This window comes from Sphingomonas sp. CFBP 13706 (assembly GCF_014842355.1).
GTDB classification, from domain to species: Bacteria; Pseudomonadota; Alphaproteobacteria; order Sphingomonadales; family Sphingomonadaceae; genus Sphingomonas; species Sphingomonas aerolata.
This window is the reverse complement of sequence record NZ_JACYVM010000017.1, coordinates 16180-37407: the sequence shown is the minus strand read 5'-3', so window position 1 is coordinate 37407 and position 21228 is coordinate 16180. Positions and strand designations below refer to the sequence as shown.

Annotated in this window: 15 protein-coding genes, 1 pseudogene and 1 other annotated feature; of the genes and pseudogenes, 7 read left to right on the top strand and 9 right to left on the bottom strand. The window is 60.6% G+C overall.

Translation table 11 applies throughout. The annotated features are described in order from the left end of the window. The 3 genes and pseudogenes from IFS44_RS19145 to IFS44_RS19135 all read right to left on the bottom strand — a co-directional run. Positions 1-7044, bottom strand: a complete 7044-nt coding sequence (locus IFS44_RS19145; RefSeq protein ID WP_342366499.1) for an autotransporter outer membrane beta-barrel domain-containing protein — start codon at positions 7042-7044, stop codon at positions 1-3. A 338-nt stretch (positions 7045-7382) separates the two neighbouring features. Beyond that, on the bottom strand, positions 7383-7937 hold the full coding sequence (locus tag IFS44_RS19140) for a hypothetical protein (RefSeq protein WP_244650443.1): 555 nt from the start codon (positions 7935-7937) through the stop codon (positions 7383-7385). Positions 7938-7951: 14 nt separating this feature from the next. Next, positions 7952-8257, bottom strand: a pseudogene (locus IFS44_RS19135) (transposase); the annotation flags it as partial. Beyond that, positions 7969-8068 (bottom strand) — a sequence feature (AL1L pseudoknot). It overlaps the preceding pseudogene by 100 nt. 42 nt (positions 8258-8299) lie before the next feature. Between IFS44_RS19135 and IFS44_RS22415 the strand changes: the two are divergent. The 7 genes from IFS44_RS22415 to IFS44_RS19100 all read left to right on the top strand — a co-directional run bounded on the left by IFS44_RS22415 (position 8300) and on the right by IFS44_RS19100 (position 15088). After that, a complete protein-coding gene (locus tag IFS44_RS22415; RefSeq protein ID WP_244650442.1) occupies positions 8300-8572 on the top strand; it encodes a hypothetical protein in 273 nt (90 codons plus the stop codon). Between the two features lie 23 nt (positions 8573-8595). After that, complete coding sequence (rfbC, locus tag IFS44_RS19125; protein ID WP_192099663.1) at positions 8596-9174, top strand: dTDP-4-dehydrorhamnose 3,5-epimerase; 579 nt, start codon at positions 8596-8598, stop codon at positions 9172-9174. 11 nt (positions 9175-9185) lie between these two features. Further along, positions 9186-10241 (top strand): dTDP-glucose 4,6-dehydratase, encoded by a 1056-nt coding sequence (rfbB, locus tag IFS44_RS19120; RefSeq protein ID WP_192099662.1) that lies wholly within the window; start codon positions 9186-9188, stop codon positions 10239-10241. Continuing rightward, a complete protein-coding gene (rfbD, locus tag IFS44_RS19115) occupies positions 10238-11179 on the top strand; it encodes a dTDP-4-dehydrorhamnose reductase (protein WP_244650440.1) in 942 nt (313 codons plus the stop codon). Before rfbB ends, rfbD begins: the two co-directional genes overlap by 4 nt. After that, a complete protein-coding gene (rfbA, locus tag IFS44_RS19110; protein WP_192099661.1) occupies positions 11176-12051 on the top strand; it encodes a glucose-1-phosphate thymidylyltransferase RfbA in 876 nt (291 codons plus the stop codon). The genes rfbD and rfbA overlap by 4 nt, the downstream gene beginning before the upstream one ends. A gap of 432 nt (positions 12052-12483) precedes the next feature. Next, complete coding sequence (locus IFS44_RS19105) at positions 12484-14421, top strand: polysaccharide biosynthesis protein (protein WP_192099660.1); 1938 nt, start codon at positions 12484-12486, stop codon at positions 14419-14421. Positions 14422-14506: 85 nt separating this feature from the next. Continuing rightward, positions 14507-15088, top strand: coding sequence for an acyltransferase (locus IFS44_RS19100; RefSeq protein WP_192099659.1), 582 nt, complete (start codon positions 14507-14509; stop codon positions 15086-15088). Here the strand turns inward: IFS44_RS19100 and IFS44_RS19095 are convergent. The 6 genes from IFS44_RS19095 to IFS44_RS19070 all read right to left on the bottom strand — a co-directional run bounded on the left by IFS44_RS19095 (position 15069) and on the right by IFS44_RS19070 (position 21226). Further along, complete coding sequence (locus tag IFS44_RS19095; protein ID WP_192099658.1) at positions 15069-16331, bottom strand: glycosyltransferase family 4 protein; 1263 nt, start codon at positions 16329-16331, stop codon at positions 15069-15071. The two genes, IFS44_RS19100 and IFS44_RS19095, sit on opposite strands and share 20 nt — an antisense overlap. Further along, on the bottom strand, positions 16310-16876 hold the full coding sequence (locus IFS44_RS19090) for a sugar transferase (RefSeq protein ID WP_342366498.1): 567 nt from the start codon (positions 16874-16876) through the stop codon (positions 16310-16312). The genes IFS44_RS19095 and IFS44_RS19090 overlap by 22 nt, the downstream gene beginning before the upstream one ends. 32 nt (positions 16877-16908) lie before the next feature. Continuing rightward, positions 16909-18204 (bottom strand): lipid II flippase MurJ, encoded by a 1296-nt coding sequence (locus tag IFS44_RS19085; protein ID WP_244650450.1) that lies wholly within the window; start codon positions 18202-18204, stop codon positions 16909-16911. A gap of 33 nt (positions 18205-18237) precedes the next feature. Continuing rightward, positions 18238-18993 carry a hypothetical protein gene (locus tag IFS44_RS19080; protein ID WP_192099655.1) on the bottom strand — a complete coding sequence of 252 codons (756 nt, stop codon included), beginning with the start codon at positions 18991-18993 and terminating at the stop codon, positions 18238-18240. A gap of 33 nt (positions 18994-19026) precedes the next feature. Continuing rightward, positions 19027-19737 (bottom strand): DUF6492 family protein, encoded by a 711-nt coding sequence (locus tag IFS44_RS19075; protein ID WP_206757871.1) that lies wholly within the window; start codon positions 19735-19737, stop codon positions 19027-19029. Between the two features lie 97 nt (positions 19738-19834). Further along, positions 19835-21226, bottom strand: a complete 1392-nt coding sequence (locus IFS44_RS19070) for an oligosaccharide repeat unit polymerase (protein ID WP_192099653.1) — start codon at positions 21224-21226, stop codon at positions 19835-19837. Positions 21227-21228: the final 2 nt, after the last annotated feature.

Sequence of the window (21228 nt, the reverse complement as noted above, 5' to 3'; positions counted from 1 at the left end):
TCAGAACCGCAACCGCACGCCCGTTGCGATGCTCTCGCGGTGGTCGTCCTGGCCGGTCTGCGCTTCGACCGTCGAGAACAGCTCGATGCCGCTCGGCAGGCGGTATGCGACGCCGGCCGACGCCGTACCGGTCACCTTCGCGCGCGGGGCGCCCAGCGCGGTCAGCGTCAGCGGTGCACCGGCATAGCCTGCGACCGCATCGGCCCGCTTCCCTTCGATCCGGGTGCGGGCGCCGAACCCGACATAGGGACGGAATGCGGCGTCGGACGCCTCGCTGCGCGCGAACGTCACGCCGGCATCGGCAAAGCCCGTGACATGGCGGTCACGCGCCACGGTCAGGGCGAACGGCCCGCCGGCCTCGCCCACCCGGTCTCGGGTGGTGCGCAGATAGGTCACGCCGACCTTGGGGGTCAGCGTCCAGTCATTCGCCATGGTCAGCGCATAGCCGACCGACAGGTCGGTCGCCCAGCTGTGTAGACCATAGCGCCCGGTTACGCTGCTCGCCCCCGGCAGCGCGCGCGTGGTGCGGGCATCGCCGCCATCATACAGGATCGACGCGCCGATCCGGATATTGCCTGCCGCATAGCGGCCGTGGACGCCTGCGACGACACCATCGGTGCGGGTCGCAGCGCCAAGGGCAGTGATCCGCTGGCGGCTGTCGAGATAGCCCGCAAATGCGCCGACCGACCAGTCACGGTTGCCGATGCCGACCCCGCCGAGGAAGCCGTAACCGCTGCTGCGGGCCTTCGCGGTACCCGCGTCGCGATCGGCGCCGAGCGTGTGCCACTGCGCGATCCCTTGCGCGAAGGTGAAGAGGCCGACGTCCTCCCGGTCGGTGGTCGCAAAGCCCGCTCCGCGTGCGACGTCGGTCAGGCTCAGCGTCTGGTCGACGCCCATCTGCGTCGCCGATGCATAGGCTTCGGGCGTCAATTGCGCGAACGCCTGGCTGTTCGATGCGCCGCTCGCCGTCAGCAGTGCGGGCAGGGCGGCGAACAGCGTACTGGTCGCCGGCTGCACCTGGATTGCGGCATTGGCATAGTCGATGCTGCGCGCGACCTGCGGGTTGAACGCGGGATCGCCGAGGAACTGGCCGAGCAGCTGGATCCGGTCGGCACGCTGCACGACGAAGCCGAACAGCGACGCCGACTTGTCGATCGTCGTATAGCTACCGTTGATCCCGCCGCTTGCGACGATCAGGTCGTAGGACGTGCCCGGCCGGATCGCACCTTCCGCGACGATGCGGAGCGTCGACCCCGACGCGATCGAAAGCCCACCGTTGATCACGAGCTTGTCGGCCACGGTCGGCGTGATCTCGAACAGCGACACCGATCCGCTCGCAAGCGAGACGTTGCCCGTCACCGTCATCGTACCCGGCGAAGCCCCAGGGCTGAGCGTGCCCGCGACCGCGATATTGCCGATGACCGACCCGGCCGACCCGAAGGTCGCGCCCGAGCGTACCGCGATCTGCGCCGCGCGGATTGTCGATCCGGCCAGGCCGACAAGTCGACCACCCGACATGTCGACACTATTCAGCGAGGCATCGCCGGCGATCGTCGCATAGCCTGCGGTCATGCCGAACGCCTCGACATTCGCGATCGAGCCGAATGCAACCGGTGCCGCGGCGCTGCCGCCCGATACCAGGATCGTGTCCGTGCCAGCCCCGCCGTCGACCGCCCCTGCGAACCGACCTGCGATCGTGAAGCGGTTATCGGCTGCCCCGAACACGACCGGAGCCGTGAGCGACGCCCCCGAGCCGATCGTCAGGTTGGTCGCAGCATTGACGCGCTCATAGGTCTGAGCGCCCGTCAGCGTCAGCGTGCCACTGCCTTCGCCGTTCAGAATCTCGAAGTCGCGCAGCATGTCGGCGCCAAGCGTGCGGTCGCCCGCCAGTTCGAGCGTCGCCGTGTCGGTCCCGGCTCCACCCGAGGCGGTGCCGAGTAGCGTACCGCCTGCCGTCAGGCGGAAGCCGTCATTGCCTGCACCGAGATCGATCGTCCCGGCCAGCGTGCCGCCTGCCGCGACGACGACGCTCTGCGCATCGTCGCCGAAGGTCAGCGCGGTGCCGGCGGTCCCGAGCGTTCCCGTCACGGTCAGCGCGCCACCTGCAAGCGCGATGCGCTCGAAGCCCGTTGCCGTGCCCGCCAGCGTGACCGGTGCGTTTGCGGTGAAGCGCAACAGGTCGGAGCCTGCCCCGCCCATGTAGAGCCCGCCTGCACGCGTCGCGCCGAGCGCCAGTTCGTCGTTGCCGGCGCCAAGCGAGACCATGGCGACATCGCCATCGACCGCCAGCGTCTCGGCCGCGTCTGAGCCCGTCACGGTGCCGACGACGAAGCCACCCAGCGCGAGGTTGAGGCCGGTGCCGGCGAGTGCGATCGACTGGAAGCCCTGATCGAGTGTCAGCGCCAGCGTACCACTGCCCTCGACACTCAAGCGCTCGAAGTTGCTGCGTTGGCCGATGCCGCTGCGGTTGCCGGCGAGCGTGACACCATACAGGTCGTCGCCCGCGCCGCCATCAACGCCGCCCGCGACGCTGCTGCCGGTGCCTTCGACGAAGCGGTCATTGCCGGCGCCCAGCAAGACGGCGCCCTGGATCGTGCCGGTGTTGACGACGCGGTCGTCGCCCGCGCCCAGGTCGACGCTGCCGGCGATCGTGCCCGCATTGGTCACGCTTTCGGCCGCCTCTCCGCCGGTGATCGTCACTGTGCCTGCGCTGCTGAGGACCTGTCCGGCCGCGACCGTCACATCGCCGCCCGACACGCCGATCGTGTCGAAGCGGAAAGTCCCCGAATAGGCGACATTGCCGCTGCCGACCTGTGTGAAGCGCTCGAAATTGACGAACTGGTCGCCATTGACCGCGCCACCCACGGTCGCATCGACGATCAGGCCGTCATTGCCCTCGCCCGCATCGACGGTGCCGACCAGCACCGCATCCGCGCGCTGGAGGAAGCTGTCGTCGCCCGCGCCGAGCAGGACATTGCCCTCGATCCGGCCGCGGTTCTCGATGCTGTCGTTGCCGTCGCCGAGATCGACCGACCCGAAGATCGCACCGGTGTTGACGATCCGGTCGTCGCCGCCGGCCCAGCTCTGGATCGCACCCGCCAGGCTGGTGCCGTCATGCGGGTAGCCGTTCGCCAGCACGCTGCCGGTGCCGCCCCGGATCGTGCCGCTGTTGGTCAGGTCGAGCGCGGTGCCCGATACCAGCAGCGCAACTGCGGACGTGCCGGTCGCCTGGATCGTCCCGCTGTTGGTGATCGTCCCGGTCACATTGGTCCCGGTATCCAACAGCAGGCCGGCCGCCGGAATGGTATAGGTGTAGCGCGTGCCGTCCCAATCCTGATAGGTCTGGGTCAGGCCGTTGCCGGTCGCCTCGATCGTTCCGGTATTGGCGATCGCGTAGGTCGAGCCCACCGTCGAGCCGAACCTGCCCTGCATGTACAGCCGCGCGGCAACGCCGCCTTCTCCGCTGGCGGTGACGGTACAGTCATTGGTCAGCGTGACCGCGCTCGGGCCGCCGAAATAGTAATCGCTGCCGGTCGAGATCACTAGCGCGGTGCCAGCGGCGGACGTGATCGTGCCGCTATTGGCGACTGCGATTGTGACGGGGGCGGTCTGGTCGAGAACCGTGGTGGCCGATATCGCGAGTCCGCCCGTGATCGTGCCGCTGTTGGTTGCGGTGAGGCCGTCGAGGCCATAGCCTTCCAGGCTTGCGGTGTAATAGTCGCCCGACGAGGCGATCGCGCCGCTGTTGTCGAAGGACAATGTTCCCGACGAAACGCCCTGGTAGACTGCGTTCGACACAAGCGATTCTGCGCCGACCGTGCCGCTATTGGTGAAGGCGTAGACCGCGCCGCTCACGCCACCCGAGATCGTGCCCCGGTTGACGAACGCGGCCAGCCCGTTGGTCTGGGCCAGCCCGGCCGTGATGATCGGAAGATAGGTCCACGCGGCGCCATCGATGGTCGCCTCGTTGACGATCGTGCCGTCGCCCCGAAGGTACAGGTCATTTGTGACAGGGTTCGCCGCGGTCAACGTCACGCGGGTGTCGGTGCCGAGCGCCTCGACGTAATCGGCTTCGAAATTGATCCCCGTCCGCTGGTCGAGCGCGATGCTGTCGCTGGCGTTGCGCGACCAGCCGAAGATGTCGAAGCCGGCGCCGCCATCGATCGTCCCGCTCACCCCGGTCGCAGCGCCGGTCTGAAGAAACATGTCGGTACTCGACCCGAAGGTCACGTTGCCGGTGACCGTGCCGCCATCCGCGACGTAGACGGCGCTCGAATAGGCGTAGGGCGACGTCGCCGCGACATCGCCGATGATCGTGCCGCGGTTGATGATTGTCCCGCCGCTCGAGAGGTCGATCGCGGTCAGCCCGCTGATCGTCCCGGTCGTCTCGTTGGTCAGTACGCTGCCATAGCCCAGCGTGACGGCGGTCGCCTTGCGGCTCTCGATCGTGCCGCTGTTGGTGATCTGCACGGGGCTATAATAATAGCTGCCCTGCACGGCGGTACCGTCGACCCGGATCGTGCCGCTGTTGGCCAGTGTGGTGAAGGCCGTCACGCCGATTGCGCCCGCACCGGTGCCGGAAATATCCGTGCCGGAAATATCCGTGATCGTGCCCGAATTGACGATGTCGCGCGCACCGCTGATCGCCGTGCCGCCTCCGCTCAGGGTGATCGTGCCGCTGTTGGTAACACTGTTCCCGCCGCGGATCGCGACTGCCGGGTAATAGCGGCCGGCCGCATTGGCGACGGTGATCGTGCCGCTGTTGGTGACGTCGGCGGTGCCTGCGGCGATCGCCGCCAGCGTCGAATAGAAGTTGGTCTGCGTGGTCGTGGTCAGCGCCAGCGTGCCCGCGTTGGTGATCGTCAGCGCCTGTGCCGGTCCGGCGGTGCCCATGGTCAGCTGGTCGACCGTCAGGATCCCGGTATCGATCAGCGTGCGATCGGTCGCCGAGATCGTCCCGTTCAGCGTCACCGATCCGTTGCCGGTCAGCCCGATCGTGGTGGCAAACGGCGTCGCGGCGGTCAGCGTCAGCGCCGCGGCGTCGGTCAGTTCATAGGCGAGACCCTCGAACCCGCCGGTCAGTGCCAGCGCCGCGCTGGCATCGGCATTGACCCGGTAGCGCAGCGTATCATAGCCGGCGCCCGCATCGACCCCGCCGATCGCCCCCGCCAGCGGTCGCGTGCCTGCGCTCGCCAGGTCGACGACGAGCATATCGTCACCGCCACCCAGCCGGATCGCGCCGGTCACGGTGCCGCCCGCGTCGACGAACACATCGTTGCTCGAATCGAAGCTGTAGGGCGAAACGAGGTTCACCGTACCGGCGATCTGGCCGGCGTTGACGATTGCGACGGACGATCCGGTGCCGCTCACCGCCGCGGTCCCGCCCGTGATCGTGCCTGACGCGGCGTTGATCAGCGCGGTGCCGTATCCCAGCAAAACGCCCGTGGTGCCGCCTGTTATCGTACCCGTGTTGACCAGTCGCCCGCTCGACAGCGACACGCCGGTGGTCGCGCCGATGACTGTCCCGTCGTTGGTCGATCCGCTGAAACCCCCGCCGGAAATCGTCGCGCCGATGCCCGCGGTCGAACGAATCGTCCCGCTATTGGCCAGCGTGCCATAGACGACCGCAGCGCCGGTCCCCGTTGCCGTTATCACGCCACTGTTGGTCAGCGTCGTATAGGCCTGCACGCCCGAGCCGCCATTGGCGGTGATCGTGCCCGAATTGGTCACCGTCGCGGGCGTGCCCACGGCAAACAGGCCGGTGCCGCTGAGCGATGCGGTGATCGACCCCTGGTTGGTGAAGTCGAGACCATAGGACGAGAATGCCGCGATCACGGCCTGCCCGTTGGTCACCAGCGCGGCCTGGTTGACGAGCGCGCCCGTGCCGCTGACCGATATACCGGTGCCAGACGTAAAGCCCGCGGCCAGCGTCGCCACCGCATTGTTGCTCAGGTCGAAGCCGAACAGCTCGAAATTGGTCGGCAGCACTGCACGGGTGAACACCGCATCGGCATCGACGCCGAACGCCAGCGTATCGCTCCCCGCTCCGCCGTCGACCGTTCCGGTAATCGAGGCGATCCGGCCCGTCGCGGCGTCATAGCGCGCGCGCAGCGTGTCGTTGCCCGCGCCCAGCACCAGATCGCCATTGATCACGCCCTGGCGCGTATCGATCGTGCTGCTCGTTCCCGACCCGGCGGTCGAGACCACCGATCCGTTGATCGTGCTCGCATTGGTCAGCGACAGCGCACCGCTGGTCCGGATCGCGGTCGTGCTGCCTCCGATCACCGCGCCTGTCGCGTTGCTGACGTAGAGATAGCTGCCGGTATCGCTCAGCGTCGCGGCCGAGCCGCTCGACACGATCCGGCCGGTGTTGACGACGTTCATCCCGGACACCGTCGAGGCGAGCGCGGCATTGCCGCCTCCGTCGATCGTTCCGGCGTTCGTGACATAGGAGACCGTGCCGGCGATACCGCCGATCGTCCCGGTCGCGCGGTTGGTGATGGAGAGCGAGCCGAAGCCCGTCTGGTTCGCAACCACCGCGGGGCCTGCGGTGCCGCTGATCGTCCCGGCATTGTCGATCGAGGCCGAGATATAGCCATTGGTGTTGCTGGCATCGCGCTGGAACAGGATCCCTTGCGCGCCCGTCACCGTGCCGCCCGCCGCGACCGTCACCATCGCACTGGCCGACGGATAGTTGGTCAGGGTGGAGCCGATGACGCAGTAATTTACCGAAGCGCCCGCATAGGGATCCGTACATATCGTCGTGAACGGCGTGCCGGTGGTTACGAACAGCCCGGCCTTGCCCGCCCCGCCGTCGACCAGACCATTGACGTCGAAGGACGCATTACTGGCCCGACTGATGATCGCGGCAGCGCCACTGCCGGGGCGCACGGTCGCACCGCTTGCAATGACGATCCGACTATTGCCGGTTGCGACCGAGAGCCCATCGGCATCAGTGCCTGTGCAGGTCGTCGTACCATTGGTGACCGTGGGATCCGGCGCGCATTGTGCGAATGCTGGGCCTGCCACAAAAAACGTCGCCACGATTGCGCTTGTCTGTAACGCACACATGCGCACGCGCCGCTTCCGCGACGTGATTTCCCCGACCTTCATGCATTCCCCCGTCTTCTGTTGGCGAACGCTAGCTTCGTCCCCCACCTGTGTCCATGAAGTGATTTGTGCCGAAAATGCTCAAAACCTTCAAAGGCCTCGCAATCGCCAGTTCGGACCTTCGCGTTGCACGTGGAACGCAGTGTCAGCGTCACAGGCGACTACGATATCAAGGGAGAGTTAATAGTTGGCGCTTGCAATCGTAGCCGCCCTTGCTCGCAATTAGAGCCGAATTCGGCTCTAATTATCTGACAGTGAGACGGCGCTTCTGCTCACACTTTGTGACAATGGGGATCAGGGCGGTTGTGATCATATTTGAACGCCCGCGGCGCGAAGCTGCTCGGGCAGTTCGCGCGTATGCTCAGAATCGAGCGTGCCGGCGAGGAATGCCCGGACATCGGAGGGCGGGCACCAAGTTGTCTGGCGAGCGAACCGGCATCGTACCCGTTGCGCGTCAATGTAAGTGCCAGATCATCGATAGCCCGCGATAGCACCTGTTCGACAATCTCGACTGTAACGGGCTTGGTATCGAACCTGAACCCCTGCTCGAAGGCGAGCTTCAGATGCATCTCGATCTGGAGCGGTGTTCGCAGGCGGTTGGCGATAAGGTCGATCGCGTCCTCCTCCATCAGTTTGCCGAGCTTCACCCCCTCGGCCGCGTACGCACCAAGCAACCAGGCGACATAGTCGCGACGCTCGGCACCGATGCCCTCATAGTCGAAGGAGGTGGTGCGATAGCCGATCTCCTTGATTTGTGGGCGACAAAGGTCGTTACGCAACCGGGGGTGGCCAACAAGCAGCACGCCAGCATCGGCGACGACCTCCATCAGGCGCTTAAGACCGGTGAGCGTTTTGTGGTGCGGCAGATTGGCTCGACCCCATAGGCATCGCGGTGATCGTCAATGAACGCGATCATCGTCGGAACGGGCGGTCGAGCTCGGCCTGCGCAAAATATGCGGACGCCTTACACAGAATCTCATTAGCCTGCCGCAACTCACGGACCTCGCGCTCGAGCGCCTTCACCTTGTCGGCAACCTCGATCGGGACACCGGCACGTTTGCCGCTGTTGACCTCAGCCTTCTTCACCCAATCCATGCAGCGTCTGCGGAACGCACCCGACCTTCTCCGCGATCGACACCACGGCTGCCATGGCCAGTGCATAGCCGACCGACAGGCCGGTCGCTCAGCTATGCAGGCCGTAACGCCCGGTTGCGCTGCTCGCCCCGGCAGCGCGCGTGGTGCGGGCATCGCCGCCATCATAAAGGATCGACGCGCCGATCCGGACGTTGCCTGCCGCATAGCGACCGTGGACGCCTGCAACGACACCATCGGTGCTGGCCGCGGCGCCAAGGGCAGTGATCCGCTGGCGGCTGTCGAGATAGCCTGCAAATGCACCGACCGACCAGTCACGGTTGCCGATGCCGATCCCGCCGAAGTGGGGAAACTCAGCGTTGTTGTATGACGTAAGGCAAGTTAGTTCTCGCTATGGCTAATGCGTATTCTCCAGTCCGGTTAATTGTGCCCAAGCGCTTCAGTGACGATCGCGGGTGGTTCATGGAGGTCTATGCCAAGCCTACGTTCGCAAAGTTCGGCATTGATTGCAGCTTCGTTCAAGACAACCACTCACTGTCGGTACCAGCATTCACATTACGCGGCTTGCATTTCCAGACACCACCGCGCGGGCAGGACAAGTTGGTCCGATGCATTCGGGGGCGGATCTTTGATGTTGCGGTCGATATTCGTAAGGGATCGCCTACCTATGGCCAGTGGGTTGGCGCCGAGCTTTCTGCTGAGAACGGCTGGCACCTTTTTATTCCGATCGGTTTTGCGCACGGTTTTGTAACGCTCGAGGATAATTGCGAAGTCATCTACAAGTGCTCAGACACCTATTCACCCGAAAGCGATGGCGGCATTCGCTGGGATGACCCGCTAATCGGTATCAATTGGCCTATCTCGGCCAGTACAGTCCCCAGACTAAGCGCCAAGGACACGATCCAGCCCCTGCTCGCCGATTTCGACAGCCCCTTCCCCTATGACGGCCGCCCGCTCGCGCCGCTCGCCTGAAGGACACACCCATGCGCATTTTCGTCACCGGCGGGGCCGGTTTCATCGGGTCGGCGCTCGTCCGTCATCTGATCGAAAACACCGACCATGAAGTGCTCAACTTCGACAAGCTGACCTATGCGGGCACGCTGACGACGGTGGAGCGCGTCGCGAGTTCGAACCGCTACCGCTTCGTCCAGGGCGACATCTGCGATGCGGACGCAGTCCGCGCCGCGATCGCCGGGTTCAAGCCCGATGTGATCACGCATCTCGCCGCCGAAAGCCATGTCGACCGCTCGATCGACGGCCCCGGCGCGTTCGTCCAGACCAACGTCGTCGGCACCTTCACGATGCTCAGCGAGGCGCGCGCCTATTGGCTGTCGCTCGGCGACGCGGCAAAGGCGGCGTTCCGCTTCCACCACATCTCGACCGACGAGGTGTACGGCTCGCTCGGCGAGACCGGGCTGTTCACCGAAGAGACGCCCTATGATCCGCGTTCGCCCTATTCGGCGTCGAAGGCGGGGTCGGACCATCTCGTCAGCGCCTGGGGCCACACCTTTGGCCTGCCCGTGCTGATCACCAACTGCTCGAACAATTACGGGCCGTATCACTTCCCCGAAAAGCTGATCCCGCTGATGATCGTCAAGGCGCTCGCGGGCGCCGACCTGCCCGTCTACGGCAAAGGCGATCAGGTCCGCGACTGGCTGTATGCCGAGGATCATGTCCGCGCGCTCCACGCGGTGTTCGAAAAGGGCGAGCCCGGCCGGACCTACAATGTCGGCGGAAACAACGAGAAGCAGAATCTCGAGGTCGTGAAGACCGTCTGCACGATCCTCGATCGCCTCCGCCCGCGCGCCGATGGCCAGCCTTACGCGACGCAGATCACCTATGTCGCCGACCGCCCCGGCCACGACAAGCGCTATGCGATCGACGCGACCCGGATCAAGGACGAGCTCGGCTGGGAGCCCGCCGAGACGTTCGAGACGGGCATCGAGAAGACGGTCGCCTGGTATCTCGACAACCAGGACTGGTGGCAGGCGATCGTCGCCGAGCACAAGGCCGACCAGCGTCGCGGGCTTTCGGTATGAGCGATGCTTCCGCAGCTGGCGGTATGAAGCGGATCCTCGTCACCGGCGGCAACGGCCAGCTCGGCACCGAGCTGAAGCGTTATGCCTGGCCGGAAGGCTGGGCGGTCACCGCGATCGACATCGACGAACTCGACCTGCGCGATACCGCGGCGATCGCCGCGATGGTCGCGGGCGGCCATGACGGCGAGCCCTGGGCCGCGGTGATCTCTGCCGGCGCCTATACTGCGGTCGACAAGGCGGAGAGCGACATCGTCACCGCCTGGGCGGTCAACGCGATGGCCCCCGCGGCGTTCGCAGAGGCCTGCGCCAAGGCCAGCATCCCGATCGTCCAGGTCTCGACCGATTACGTCTTCGACGGCGCGCGCGAGGGCGCGTGGGAGGTCACCGATCCGGTCGCGCCGCTCGGCGTCTATGGCGCATCAAAGCTTGGCGGCGAACTCGCGGTACGCACCTCGGGCGCCCGTCACGCGATCGTCCGGACCGCCTGGGTGGTCAGCGCGCACGGCAACAACTTCGTCAAGACGATGCTGCGCGTCGGCGCGACCAACCCGCGCCTGCGCGTGGTCGACGACCAGCATGGCAGCCCGACGTCCGCGGCCGATCTCGCCGCGGCGCTCGCGACGATCGCGATGCGCCTCGTCGAAGATCCCGCTGCCCCCACCGGCGTCTATCATTTCAGCAACGTCGGCGCGGTCACCTGGGCCGGCTTCGCACGCGAGATCTTCGCGCAGAGCGCGGCGCGGGGCGGGGCCAGCGCCGAGGTCGAAGGCATCCCGACCAGCGACTATCCGACACCTGCGACGCGCCCGGCCAACTCGCTGCTCAGCCATGACGCGATCGCGCGCGACTATGGCATCCATCCGCCCGCGTGGCAGACCGCGCTCGGCAACATCCTCGACGAACTGCTCGGGGCCCCCAAGAAGGACATCTCCCAATGAAGGGCATCATTCTCGCCGGCGGTTCGGGCACGCGGCTCCATCCGGCAACGCTCGCCGTGAACAAGCAGCTGCTGCCGGTCTACGACAAGCCGATGATCTACTATCCGCTGTCGGTGCTGATGCTCGCGGGCATCCGCGACATCCTGATCATCTCGAGCCCCGAATATATCGACAATTACCGTCGCCTGTTCGAGGACGGCTCGGCGTTTGGCCTGGCCATATCCTATGCCGAACAGCCCCGCCCCGAGGGCCTCGCCCAGGCCTTCACGATCGGCGCGGACTTCATCGGCGACGACGATGTCGCGCTCGTGCTCGGCGACAACATCTTCTTCGGCGCGCATCTGACCGATCTGCTGGCGAGCGCGGTCGCGCGCAAGGGCGGCGCGACGGTGTTCTCCTACCGCGTCGACGATCCCGAGCGCTACGGCGTCATCGAGTTCGGCGAGGGCGGCAAGGCGGTCAGCCTCGAGGAAAAGCCCGCAAAGCCCAAGTCGCACCATGCGGTTACCGGCCTGTATTTCTACGACAACCGCGTCGTCCAGTTCGCGCGCGACCTGAAGCCCTCCGCGCGTGGCGAGTTCGAGATCACCGATCTTAACCGCCTGTATCTGAACGCTGGCGACCTATTCGTTCAACAAATGGGCCGTGGCTATGCTTGGCTTGATACTGGCACTCACGAAAGCTTACTAGAGGCGTCGGAATTTGTTCGTACAATACAGCACCGTCAAGGTATTCAAATAGCTTGCATAGAAGAAATAGCACTTCATCAGAAGTTTATTAGTGTTGAAAAGGCTAGAGAAGCGGGAGAAAGATTTAAAGAAACAAGCTACGGAAAAACGATTCTAAATGCCATAGACAAATACAATAATTAGCAAATAATGTATTAACAAACCAAATAAACCTTGTAAAACAGTTGCAACTAATAGTAATATCAAAAATATGATTGTTTACTTACAAGTCGATAATGCATAATACAGGATACTGATATCAAGGTTGAAAGTGAATATTGTATAGGAAGTATGGTTGAGATGTGCTTAGATACTATAGGCTATAAAAATTTTCTCGCACATCATCTGCTATACCTGTGATCAAGCCGTGCAGGACATTGTCAGCTGCATTCACGGTTTCTAAAACTATGCGCGAACTACATCGGTCTCGCTCAGCTCGAGCGACGCGTGTCACGCTAAAGGGCTCTCATCTAACCTGGGCAAGCGCGCCCGCTTGGTTGCCCGATTTGACGGATCAGAGTAGCGGCTCATCCATCAAACCCATGTCGGGCATATTATTCAGTTTGAGACGCTATAATGCAACGGATACTGACAAACGCAGGTGTGATCGTGCGAGAAGGCGTCACGCCGTCGCTGATTGGTGCGCCGCGCGGAATGAAGCGTGCCCTTGTTATCGGCAGTGACGCCCTCGCGTGCGTGATCGCTTCGATTATCGCGATCTATCTACGTTTGGGATATCTGCCATCACCCACGCGGCCGTTGGTATTCTCGATTACAATGTCGGTCGTGTTGTGCATTGCGGTCTTTTCGCTCGGCCACGCTTATCGAACGTTATTCCGCTATGTTAGCGCATCAACGGTTCGGATGTTGGCGCGGAACATCCTGATTTATGTAGTGCCGTATGCCGGTATATTTACATATTACGGTATCATCGGCGTACCCAGAACTCTAGGGCTGCTACAGCCGGCAATATTACTATTAGTTATCCTCACTGAACGAGTTTTGCTGGCGCAACTGCTGCAAATGATGGGGTCAGAGCGGGTCAGCAGTGATCGACCTCGCGTACTGATCTATGGCTCTGGGTCAGCCGGGCGGCAATTGCTTATAACTCTCAGGCAAAGTCAGGAAATGAAGGTCATCGGTTTCGTAGATGATGATATCACATTGTCGGGGCAAGCGCTCGACGGGCTGCGTGTATATCGCCCAACACAATTAAGCCAGGTGATCGTACAGAAGCAGATTTCCGACGTGCTACTCGCTATTCCTTCAGCTACCCGTAAGCGTCGTGACGAGATCATTGCCCATTTGCGCCGTTTTGCGGTCAATGTTCGTACATTGCCGGGTATGCTCGACTTGGTACATGGCCGAGTAAAGGTGTCTGACCTGCACGAGGTAGCCATAGACGATTTGCTTGGCCGAGACCGGGTGGCGCCCGACGTTACGTTGCTCCGACGAAACGTGACAGGTAAGATGGTGCTCGTGACAGGTGCGGGCGGTTCGATTGGCAGCGAATTGTGCCGGCAGATCATTGACAATGCGCCCAGAACCGTCCTGCTGCTCGATCACAGTGAATTCGCCCTCTATGCCATCCATCGTGAGCTGTCGGAGCTGGTAGCGCAGGACGGATTGAACATTGACATCGTTCCCCTGCTCGGGTCAGTCGCTGACGTGCGGGTGATGGACCATGTATTCAGCACGTGGAAACCGCAACTCGTGTTCCATGCTGCTGCCTACAAACATGTGCCGCTAGTCGAGCAAAATGTAGTAGAGGCAGTTCGTAACAATGTAATCGGCACGTTGCGCTTGACCCAAGCGGCGCTGCGCCATGGGACGTCGCATGTCGTGTTGATCTCAACCGATAAGGCCGTTCGTCCAACTAGCGTTATGGGGACGACCAAACGCCTCGCCGAGCAGGTGCTGCAGGCGCTAGCCGTGCATCAGACGCATACATGTTTAAGCATGGTGCGTTTTGGCAACGTCTTGGGCTCGAGCGGATCAGTAGTTCCCTTGTTTCGGGCTCAAGCGCATACCGGCGGGCCTGTGACCATTACCCACCGCGAGATGACCCGCTATTTCATGCTAATCCCTGAAGCTGCACAGTTGGTTATTCAGGCTGGCGCCATGGCGAGCGGTGGTGAGGTGTTTCTGCTTGATATGGGCGAACCGGTGAAGATCATTGACTTGGCGTATAGCGTCATTGCGCTCTCAGGCCTAACCGTCCGCGACGAGGCCAATCCCGATGGCGACATCGAAATTCGCGAAGTTGGGCTGCGTCCGGGTGAAAAACTGTATGAAGAACTACTGATCGAGAATGCGTCTAAGGCGTCGGATCACCCGCTTATTATGAAGGCAAGCGAAGCATTCCTTCCGTGGGAGCAATTAGAACCTGCCCTGATGCGGTTGCAGGAGATGATCGATCAAAACGACGAAGCTGGGCTAATTGCTGAGCTACAAGCTCTGGTGCCTGAATTCGTTGGGCGGCGGCCCAATAACGACGTGCCGCACGCTGCCTAATACGGAACCAAGGAATAAAAGGAGCAAAAGCCGGGTGTTCAGGCGAATCTATCTTTCTCCACTAGGGCGATTGATATCGCTTGTCATGAATCTACTGGCCGGGCTGCAGCGACCATTTGTCGTTTATGGTTATCGCGACCGGGTTAGCGGTCGGTTTCGTCAGCGAACTCGGATTAGCTCATCGGCGACGTTCATCGACCGCGGATCAATCGAGATTGCTGATAATGTGTGGATAGGTCATTATTGCCATATCGATGGCAGTGCCGGCGTGACGATCGGCGAAGGGGTGCAGATGGCCACTTGGTCGGGAGTCTTCTCGCACGGTAGCCAGGATGCAATCCGCCTGTGCGGCCGCAGGTACATTGAAATCGAAGCGGCCAAACGGCCTGGCTATACGCTCGGCCGAGTAGAAATAGGTGCATTCGCCTTCATTGGCGCAGGGGCGATCGTGCTGCCCGGTGTGAAAATAGGCTGCGGTAGCCGAATCGATGCCGGTGCGATCGTAACCCGCGATATTCCCGATTTTGCAATCGCCCGCGGTGTCCCTGCACGGATAGTCGGCGATGTCCGCGATAGCGATGCGGCACACTTTAATAATCCCTACGTACGCGAGAGCTATTTCGACCCACAGATTGTTGAGAACTGGTCTATTCGGCGTCGCGACTGATAGATTGCGGCTTAACCAACTTTTCGATGAAAGCTGTAAACGCGGCATGCTGGTAATGCTGATCGAAGCGCTTCCCATGATCCGTCGCAACCACTTGCATTTCAGCGACGCGCTGCGGCACGTCGGCAAGGCCGCTCAATATTTCAACCAACGCCGCGGGATCCCCCGGGCGGCAATATAGGCCCGCGCCCGCATCAATCAGGGTGTGGATCTCGCCGTTGAGCGAGGTAACGAAGCCCAGTCCTGCCGCTAGATAGTCAAACAGCTTAACAGGCATCTCGACCGCCGACCCTGGTGCATAGGAACACAAGCCGATTTGCGCCTGAGCATAAATTGCGCCGAGTTCTTGCGGTGAAATCTTTCCTAGAAAGATCAAGGTTTCGGGGTAGGTCTGTGATAATTGCTTAAGCCGGGGACTCTCGGGGCCATCACCTGCAACTACCAATCGCACTCGCCCCAGCGGCGCTAATGCTTCGACCGATGCGGCAAGGCAGGGAATGTCGTATGCTTCGCCAAGAGTGCCGGCATAGACGCAGGTCAACCCGCTATAAGGGGGCAGGCGCCAGGAATTTGGAATGTCCAGCATGCTGCGACGGACTTCAGTGACATCAACGCCGAGATAGAAGGTCTCGGTTGGGCGGTGGGTCACCGCCCGCGCGACATTGGTATAGCCCGCTGTACAGCCGACGACGCCGGCTGCCTCGCGTAGCAATTTGCGGCGACGAGCATATAGCGGCGCCAGCAGCAGGGTCGCAAGCGGGCGGACTGGCTTCGGCGCCGCTACGGCAAACATTTCTGGCCAGAGATCGAGGATGTCGACGATCAACGGAATGTTATTGTTTAGGGCGTAACGTCGCACCGGCCCGCCGAAAAATATTGATGGTTCGGCAAGTATGATCGCATCCGGCTTAGGCAAAACTTGGCTCGCCGCGCCGAACGCTTGACCAAAAGATCGCTCGTATCGAACGCGTCCAATAGAAATATTGCGGGCATAGGGGCGTGCAGGAAGGCAGTAGATCGTCACGCCTGGTAATGTCGGATCGGCCTGCACTTCCTTGCGAAATGATTTTGATCGATGTTCGAAGTTCGATAGGAACCACGTAGGATGATGGCCGCGCGCGGCCAAGGCCCGGGCCAGCATGCTGCTGCGATATTCCCGCCACCCTTCGCTGGGCAAGGTGCCGTAGGGATTGACGATCCAGATATCCATGTCGTGGCCGTTCAGTTTAAGGGTTGCGGCCAAAAAACCGCCTTTAGGGTATCGAATATGACCCGTATATCTTCGGGGATCGACACACGATCAGCATATTGTGCCGCAAGTCGCAGCTTATCCGGCATGATTACCGACCGATAATAGCCATCGGGATCAGATTGACGGGCCAGCAATTCAGCCTCATTACGATATTTGATCGAGGCTCGATCGGTAATGCCGGGTCGGACCGACAGGATTTTGTGACGCAGGTCATCTGGATAAAGTTCGACATAATGTGGCACCTCAGGGCGCGGACCTACGAGGCTCATGTCGCCGCGCAGCACATTAATTAATTGCGGAAGTTCGTCTATCTTGCTCTGACGCAGGAAATGGCCGATTTGAGTAATTCTCGGATCGCGCCCGATCGTAATCGCGTTGGTCGTGTCTTGAGCTACTCGCATTGTCCGAAACTTTAAAATATCAAATACATCACCATTGCGTCCAACTCGACGTTGCCGAAAAAGTACTGGGCCCGGCGAACTAAATCGAACTGCCAGTGCGGCCGCGGCCAAAAAGGGTAGGGCGATTAGCAGCACTATACCGCTGATTGTTAGATCAATTGCCCGCTTTAACATGATGATGTTTCTACTCCGCCCGCACTCTGTAACGCTCCGGCCCGTTGCCACAAGATCACCGACCCTACTACGGCCATCGTTATCCAAGCGAGGCTATATGCATCGGCAATGCCGGTGACCCCGCGTTTGGCAAACACCCCGGACAAGGCGAAGTACAGAACTGACCAGCCCAGCCCGATTATTGCGGCGTGTCGAAAACTGTCAGGAATGCAAAAGATCGCTCGCATGAGCATGACCCCCACTAGCATTGCTGCCATACCTGGTGCCAGATGCGCCAACGCTGAGGCCACCTGCTGCGCTGCAGCGGCATCGAACGCGCCGCGTTGGAACAACAGGAAGACGATCTCGTCCGAAAAGCCAAGGATGCCTAGTGCGATCAAGCCCGCGGCACCGCCAACGCTCAACACAATCAGTGCCAACGTTTGGCGGAACCGGACGACGTCGCCGTTCACCGCGATTCGTGCGAGGATTGGAACGGCAATGGCGGATGGGCCCAAGATAACGAGGTTGCCAGCACCGATGAGGATCCGTTGCGCATAGCCCAATGCCGCGAGCGCTCCCTGGCCTGTACGCGGTGCCCAGAAGGAGTCTATGACGGCGTAGCTGGAGAAGCATGTCAGTGCCACGACTGACAGCCAAACCGAGGATCGGATCGCGACTATAGCTGCCCCACTGGTTTGCGACCCGGACCGCCAGCAGAAGCGGTCGCGCTGTACCCACCAGCCAACAAGCGTGACCGCCAGCGTTCCTGTCAGCACGCCGGCCGCGACGACCCATATTGCATGGAGGGGAATCGTAAGAAGTACTAAGATTGAGACGATTCCAGGCGGTAGTGACAGCATTGCGGCGGTGATCTGCCGGCCCACCGCATTAAGGCGTGCGATCAGCAGCGCGTTGACGAGCTGTACCCCGCCAGTCGTCCACGCGAGAATTATCAAAAGCGGTAATTGCGGTTGATCGCGAATGGTTGAACCAGTCGGCAGGAGCAGTGCAGGTTGAAGGAGTAAGGCAGGCAACGCACCTAGTCCCAGCGTTGCTGCTAAGACAAGAATGCCACGGAGCAATCTCCCCGACAATCGGCGTTCATGTTCGGGGTCGGCCGTGGCACGCGTGATTTCCGGAACTGCGATGTAGCTGACGCAAGTGGCTAACAACCCAGCTAGGAACGTCGGCAAGCCCAGTGAAAACACGTAAGTGTCCACATTCTGCCCGGCGCCGAACCGGGATGCAATAATTGCCTGGGCTGCGAAATTGACGAGGCTTCCGCCAACGCCGCATCCAGTTACCATCAGCAAGCGGAAGACTCGTAACCACATGCCGGTTCAGTCTGTGGCGCAAAGTTGGTCAAACAGGGCGTTAAGCAGCGGACTGGGTGTAACCAAGCGACGGCCGGCTAGGCATGCTGCCCAGAACGCAAGCGTGCTATCGTTAGAAATGATTGTGCGATACCCGCTCATCAACCGCAACGTCTCATCGGCGGATGCTGATGCGCTAGGTACGATCGATAGATTTTGTCCAACGAGTGAGGGGCTGCGGATCGCTTCCTTAACGAGATCTTCGCGATTAGTAATAATGAACGCGCCAGCTGGTAATTCTTTGAAGCGCTCAGCAAGGTAAGTAAGCTGCGACTGTTCGTCATCAAAGAAGTCGCCAAGCCGGATATGATGCAGTTCGTCACCATTGACCACGTTAGGATGGATCTGCAGCTCGCGACGGATGCGATTAATCTCATGGGAAATCGCATTAACACTGAAAGCACGATAAAAATGCGTGTCTTGAAAATAGGCGTCGGCGAAGATTGTAGCGCCGATGGTAACGGTGCCATGCGATGACAAACGCGCCCGCTCAAGTAGCTTAGGCAGGCGTATCCGTGAGATGAGCCCGGCGATCGATCCGGGTTGCGGATGGCCGGCAAAGGCGGTGTTTAGGCTGAAGGCATGTGGATAATTGGCATCGTGAACCAGTTCCGGCTCCAGGCCGTTTGCTAGGAGTCGTGCATAGAGTATCTGGAAGATCTGGTTACCCAGCCCGCCGTGTGTACGCACGACAACATGATAGCTGCGTCGATTATCGTTCATAGTGTCGCCTGATCGATTATTAGTGCGCTTTGATTACCAACTGCGCCCGATAAAATAAAAAATCTGAGCTGCGATCCGTCGCGCAGGCGAGCGTCGATGGTTTGCCTCGATTGCGATCGCGTCGTACCGACAAAGCGCACGCTCAACAAGCGTGTCAGAAACATGTTCGAGACTGTCAATCAATAGATCGAAGCGGCGGAACATCCTGATACGTCGCATGGCTAGGCGCGATTGCAGCAGACTTCCAGTGATCTGATATTCAGAAAAATCGAGCGTACCACCTGAAGGTAAGACATACTCCTCAAGGAGAGAAATAAAGCCGTCTGGGGTCGCCAATTGCTGCAGCATCGGGTCGCGCGAAAAGACGTTGCCGTTCGCAACGCAGCTTAGTTTGGGTGGGGTAAGTCCTAGGGCTACAAGCAGTCGGTCGTAGTTTTCAAACTGTTCGCCGGTGGTTAGGACGGTCGGCCGGGCCAGCACCTCGCGCAATAGCTGGTGCGAAAAAATCGTGTCGCCATCAGCCATGAAGACATAGTCGGTGTTGAGCATCGTTACAGCAGCTAGTTTGATAAACTGCTGTAAGTACCAACCCGGAGCTCTGTCGAAGCTAGCTAGCCGCTCGCAATGCGCTCGAAGATAGACGCTAACCTTCTCTACACCCGGGAGTGCTTCGTCGTCGATGTGGCGCGTGCCGGCTGCGAAGTGGACGTCGTGATCCGCATATGCGGCAGGACGTACAACCATCGACCGAATTCCATTCGCTGCATAATAGCGGGAAGCAACGGCTGCTGTCGGCAATGCGCGGGGGCCGGCGCAAATTACAAGCGGGGACATGGTAATTTTATCCTGGACGAACGATAGTCCGCGCGGTGAGCGATGAAGCAGTAGCCGACCGATCAGGCGTGACATCATGGGAAATGGCGGCGGCAGTCTCGGACGATGGCACCCGTTTGGCGCCGATCGCAAGGCCAAGCAGCCAATTGGAGATGCAGATCAGGATGATGCCGTTAAAATAGCCTTGGAATGCCTCTGCCATCATGATGAGCGATGGATAGAGAGAAAGCATAAGCAGCGCGCTAGAGGCGCTCATTTTACTATTCCGTTGAAGTGATCGAAAATAGGCATGCAGAAGACCGGCAAGTGTCATCAAAGCGATGATGCCTAAGATGCCGCCGTGCCAATATCCCTCACCAAGTATTGTTGGAGATACGCCGCCCTCAATACCAAAGATATCATGCGAAAACTTCACTGACAGCGGTTGTGGTTTACCAGGCCATAGCGAAGATGGCACGGCGATTGTCAACGCCTCGATAAAGATTGGAAAGAATAAAACATAGTCAGCGAACGTCTCCATATGATCGATTGTTTGCTGGACGATATCAGCGCCCATCGAACGCAGTGCGACGGTATAGGTTATGTCGGGGCGGGTGAGATATACGTAGTTAAGATATTCAAGATAACTGCCGTAGTTCGCCGCATATGGAATCTCACGCTGAATGCCGTACAGAGTAAAGGCCATCATCAGCGCAACCGAGCCGATCAATATATATTTTCCCGGGATCCGCCGAATGAACGAGTGATAGAAGAAACCCGCCTGCAGTAGCGGAAGGAAAATGAGCGCACGAAAGCCGAGCTGGCTCGCTGGGAATGCAGCGATTAGGTAAAGGACGAATAGCTTTACTGCGCCCGCACGTCCGGTGAACTGTTTGACGTTATTTAGCATCGTCGCGCACATGCCGATTGCCAACATCGTCGTGGCGGGAAAGAGAACCCATCCCTGCCCCCCAACTCCTTCGGTCCGCCACGCCTCGCGCGTTACAGCGAATGCCGCGAAGCCACCATTAATTAAGACCAGCCCGAGAAAGGCAAGGTAACCTAGTACGAAGATGCCAGCACAGATCAGATTAACACGCGTTCGTGGCCAAGTCACCGGTATTGCTACAGGGCCAGTCACCGGGCGAGCGTCAATCGCATGTATTACAAAAACGAAGATCAGCTGTGCTATGATCATTAAACCACCGAGCCAGACGATGTCAGACATAGGCGTCAGCGGAGATAAAGCGGTAAACCGGGGGAGATAGTAAGTCGTCCCCAAGAATAGGTTAAGCGGCAACTGGATGATAAAATAAATCTGAAATAGAATGTGCGGCGTCAATACAGTTGTCCGCCGGTCAAGGCTGACCTGTCCAACGACGATCGTTATCGACAAAAATAGGAACAGGAAGCTTAGCACAG

Excerpts from the sequence above, each read along its gene's own strand:
- IFS44_RS19140 (WP_244650443.1), bottom strand. The coding sequence starts at position 7,937 with ATGGAGGTCGTCGCCGATGCTGGCGTGCTGCTTGTTGGCCACCCCCGG.
- IFS44_RS22415 (WP_244650442.1), top strand. The coding sequence starts at position 8,300 with ATGCAGGCCGTAACGCCCGGTTGCGCTGCTCGCCCCGGCAGCGCGCGT.
- rfbC (WP_192099663.1), top strand. The coding sequence starts at position 8,596 with ATGGCTAATGCGTATTCTCCAGTCCGGTTAATTGTGCCCAAGCGCTTC.
- rfbB (WP_192099662.1), top strand. The coding sequence starts at position 9,186 with ATGCGCATTTTCGTCACCGGCGGGGCCGGTTTCATCGGGTCGGCGCTC.
- rfbD (WP_244650440.1), top strand. The coding sequence starts at position 10,238 with ATGAGCGATGCTTCCGCAGCTGGCGGTATGAAGCGGATCCTCGTCACC.
- rfbA (WP_192099661.1), top strand. The coding sequence starts at position 11,176 with ATGAAGGGCATCATTCTCGCCGGCGGTTCGGGCACGCGGCTCCATCCG.
- IFS44_RS19105 (WP_192099660.1), top strand. The coding sequence starts at position 12,484 with ATGCAACGGATACTGACAAACGCAGGTGTGATCGTGCGAGAAGGCGTC.
- IFS44_RS19100 (WP_192099659.1), top strand. The coding sequence starts at position 14,507 with ATGAATCTACTGGCCGGGCTGCAGCGACCATTTGTCGTTTATGGTTAT.
- IFS44_RS19085 (WP_244650450.1), bottom strand. The coding sequence starts at position 18,204 with ATGGTAACTGGATGCGGCGTTGGCGGAAGCCTCGTCAATTTCGCAGCC.
- IFS44_RS19080 (WP_192099655.1), bottom strand. The coding sequence starts at position 18,993 with ATGAACGATAATCGACGCAGCTATCATGTTGTCGTGCGTACACACGGC.
- IFS44_RS19075 (WP_206757871.1), bottom strand. The coding sequence starts at position 19,737 with ATGGTTGTACGTCCTGCCGCATATGCGGATCACGACGTCCACTTCGCA.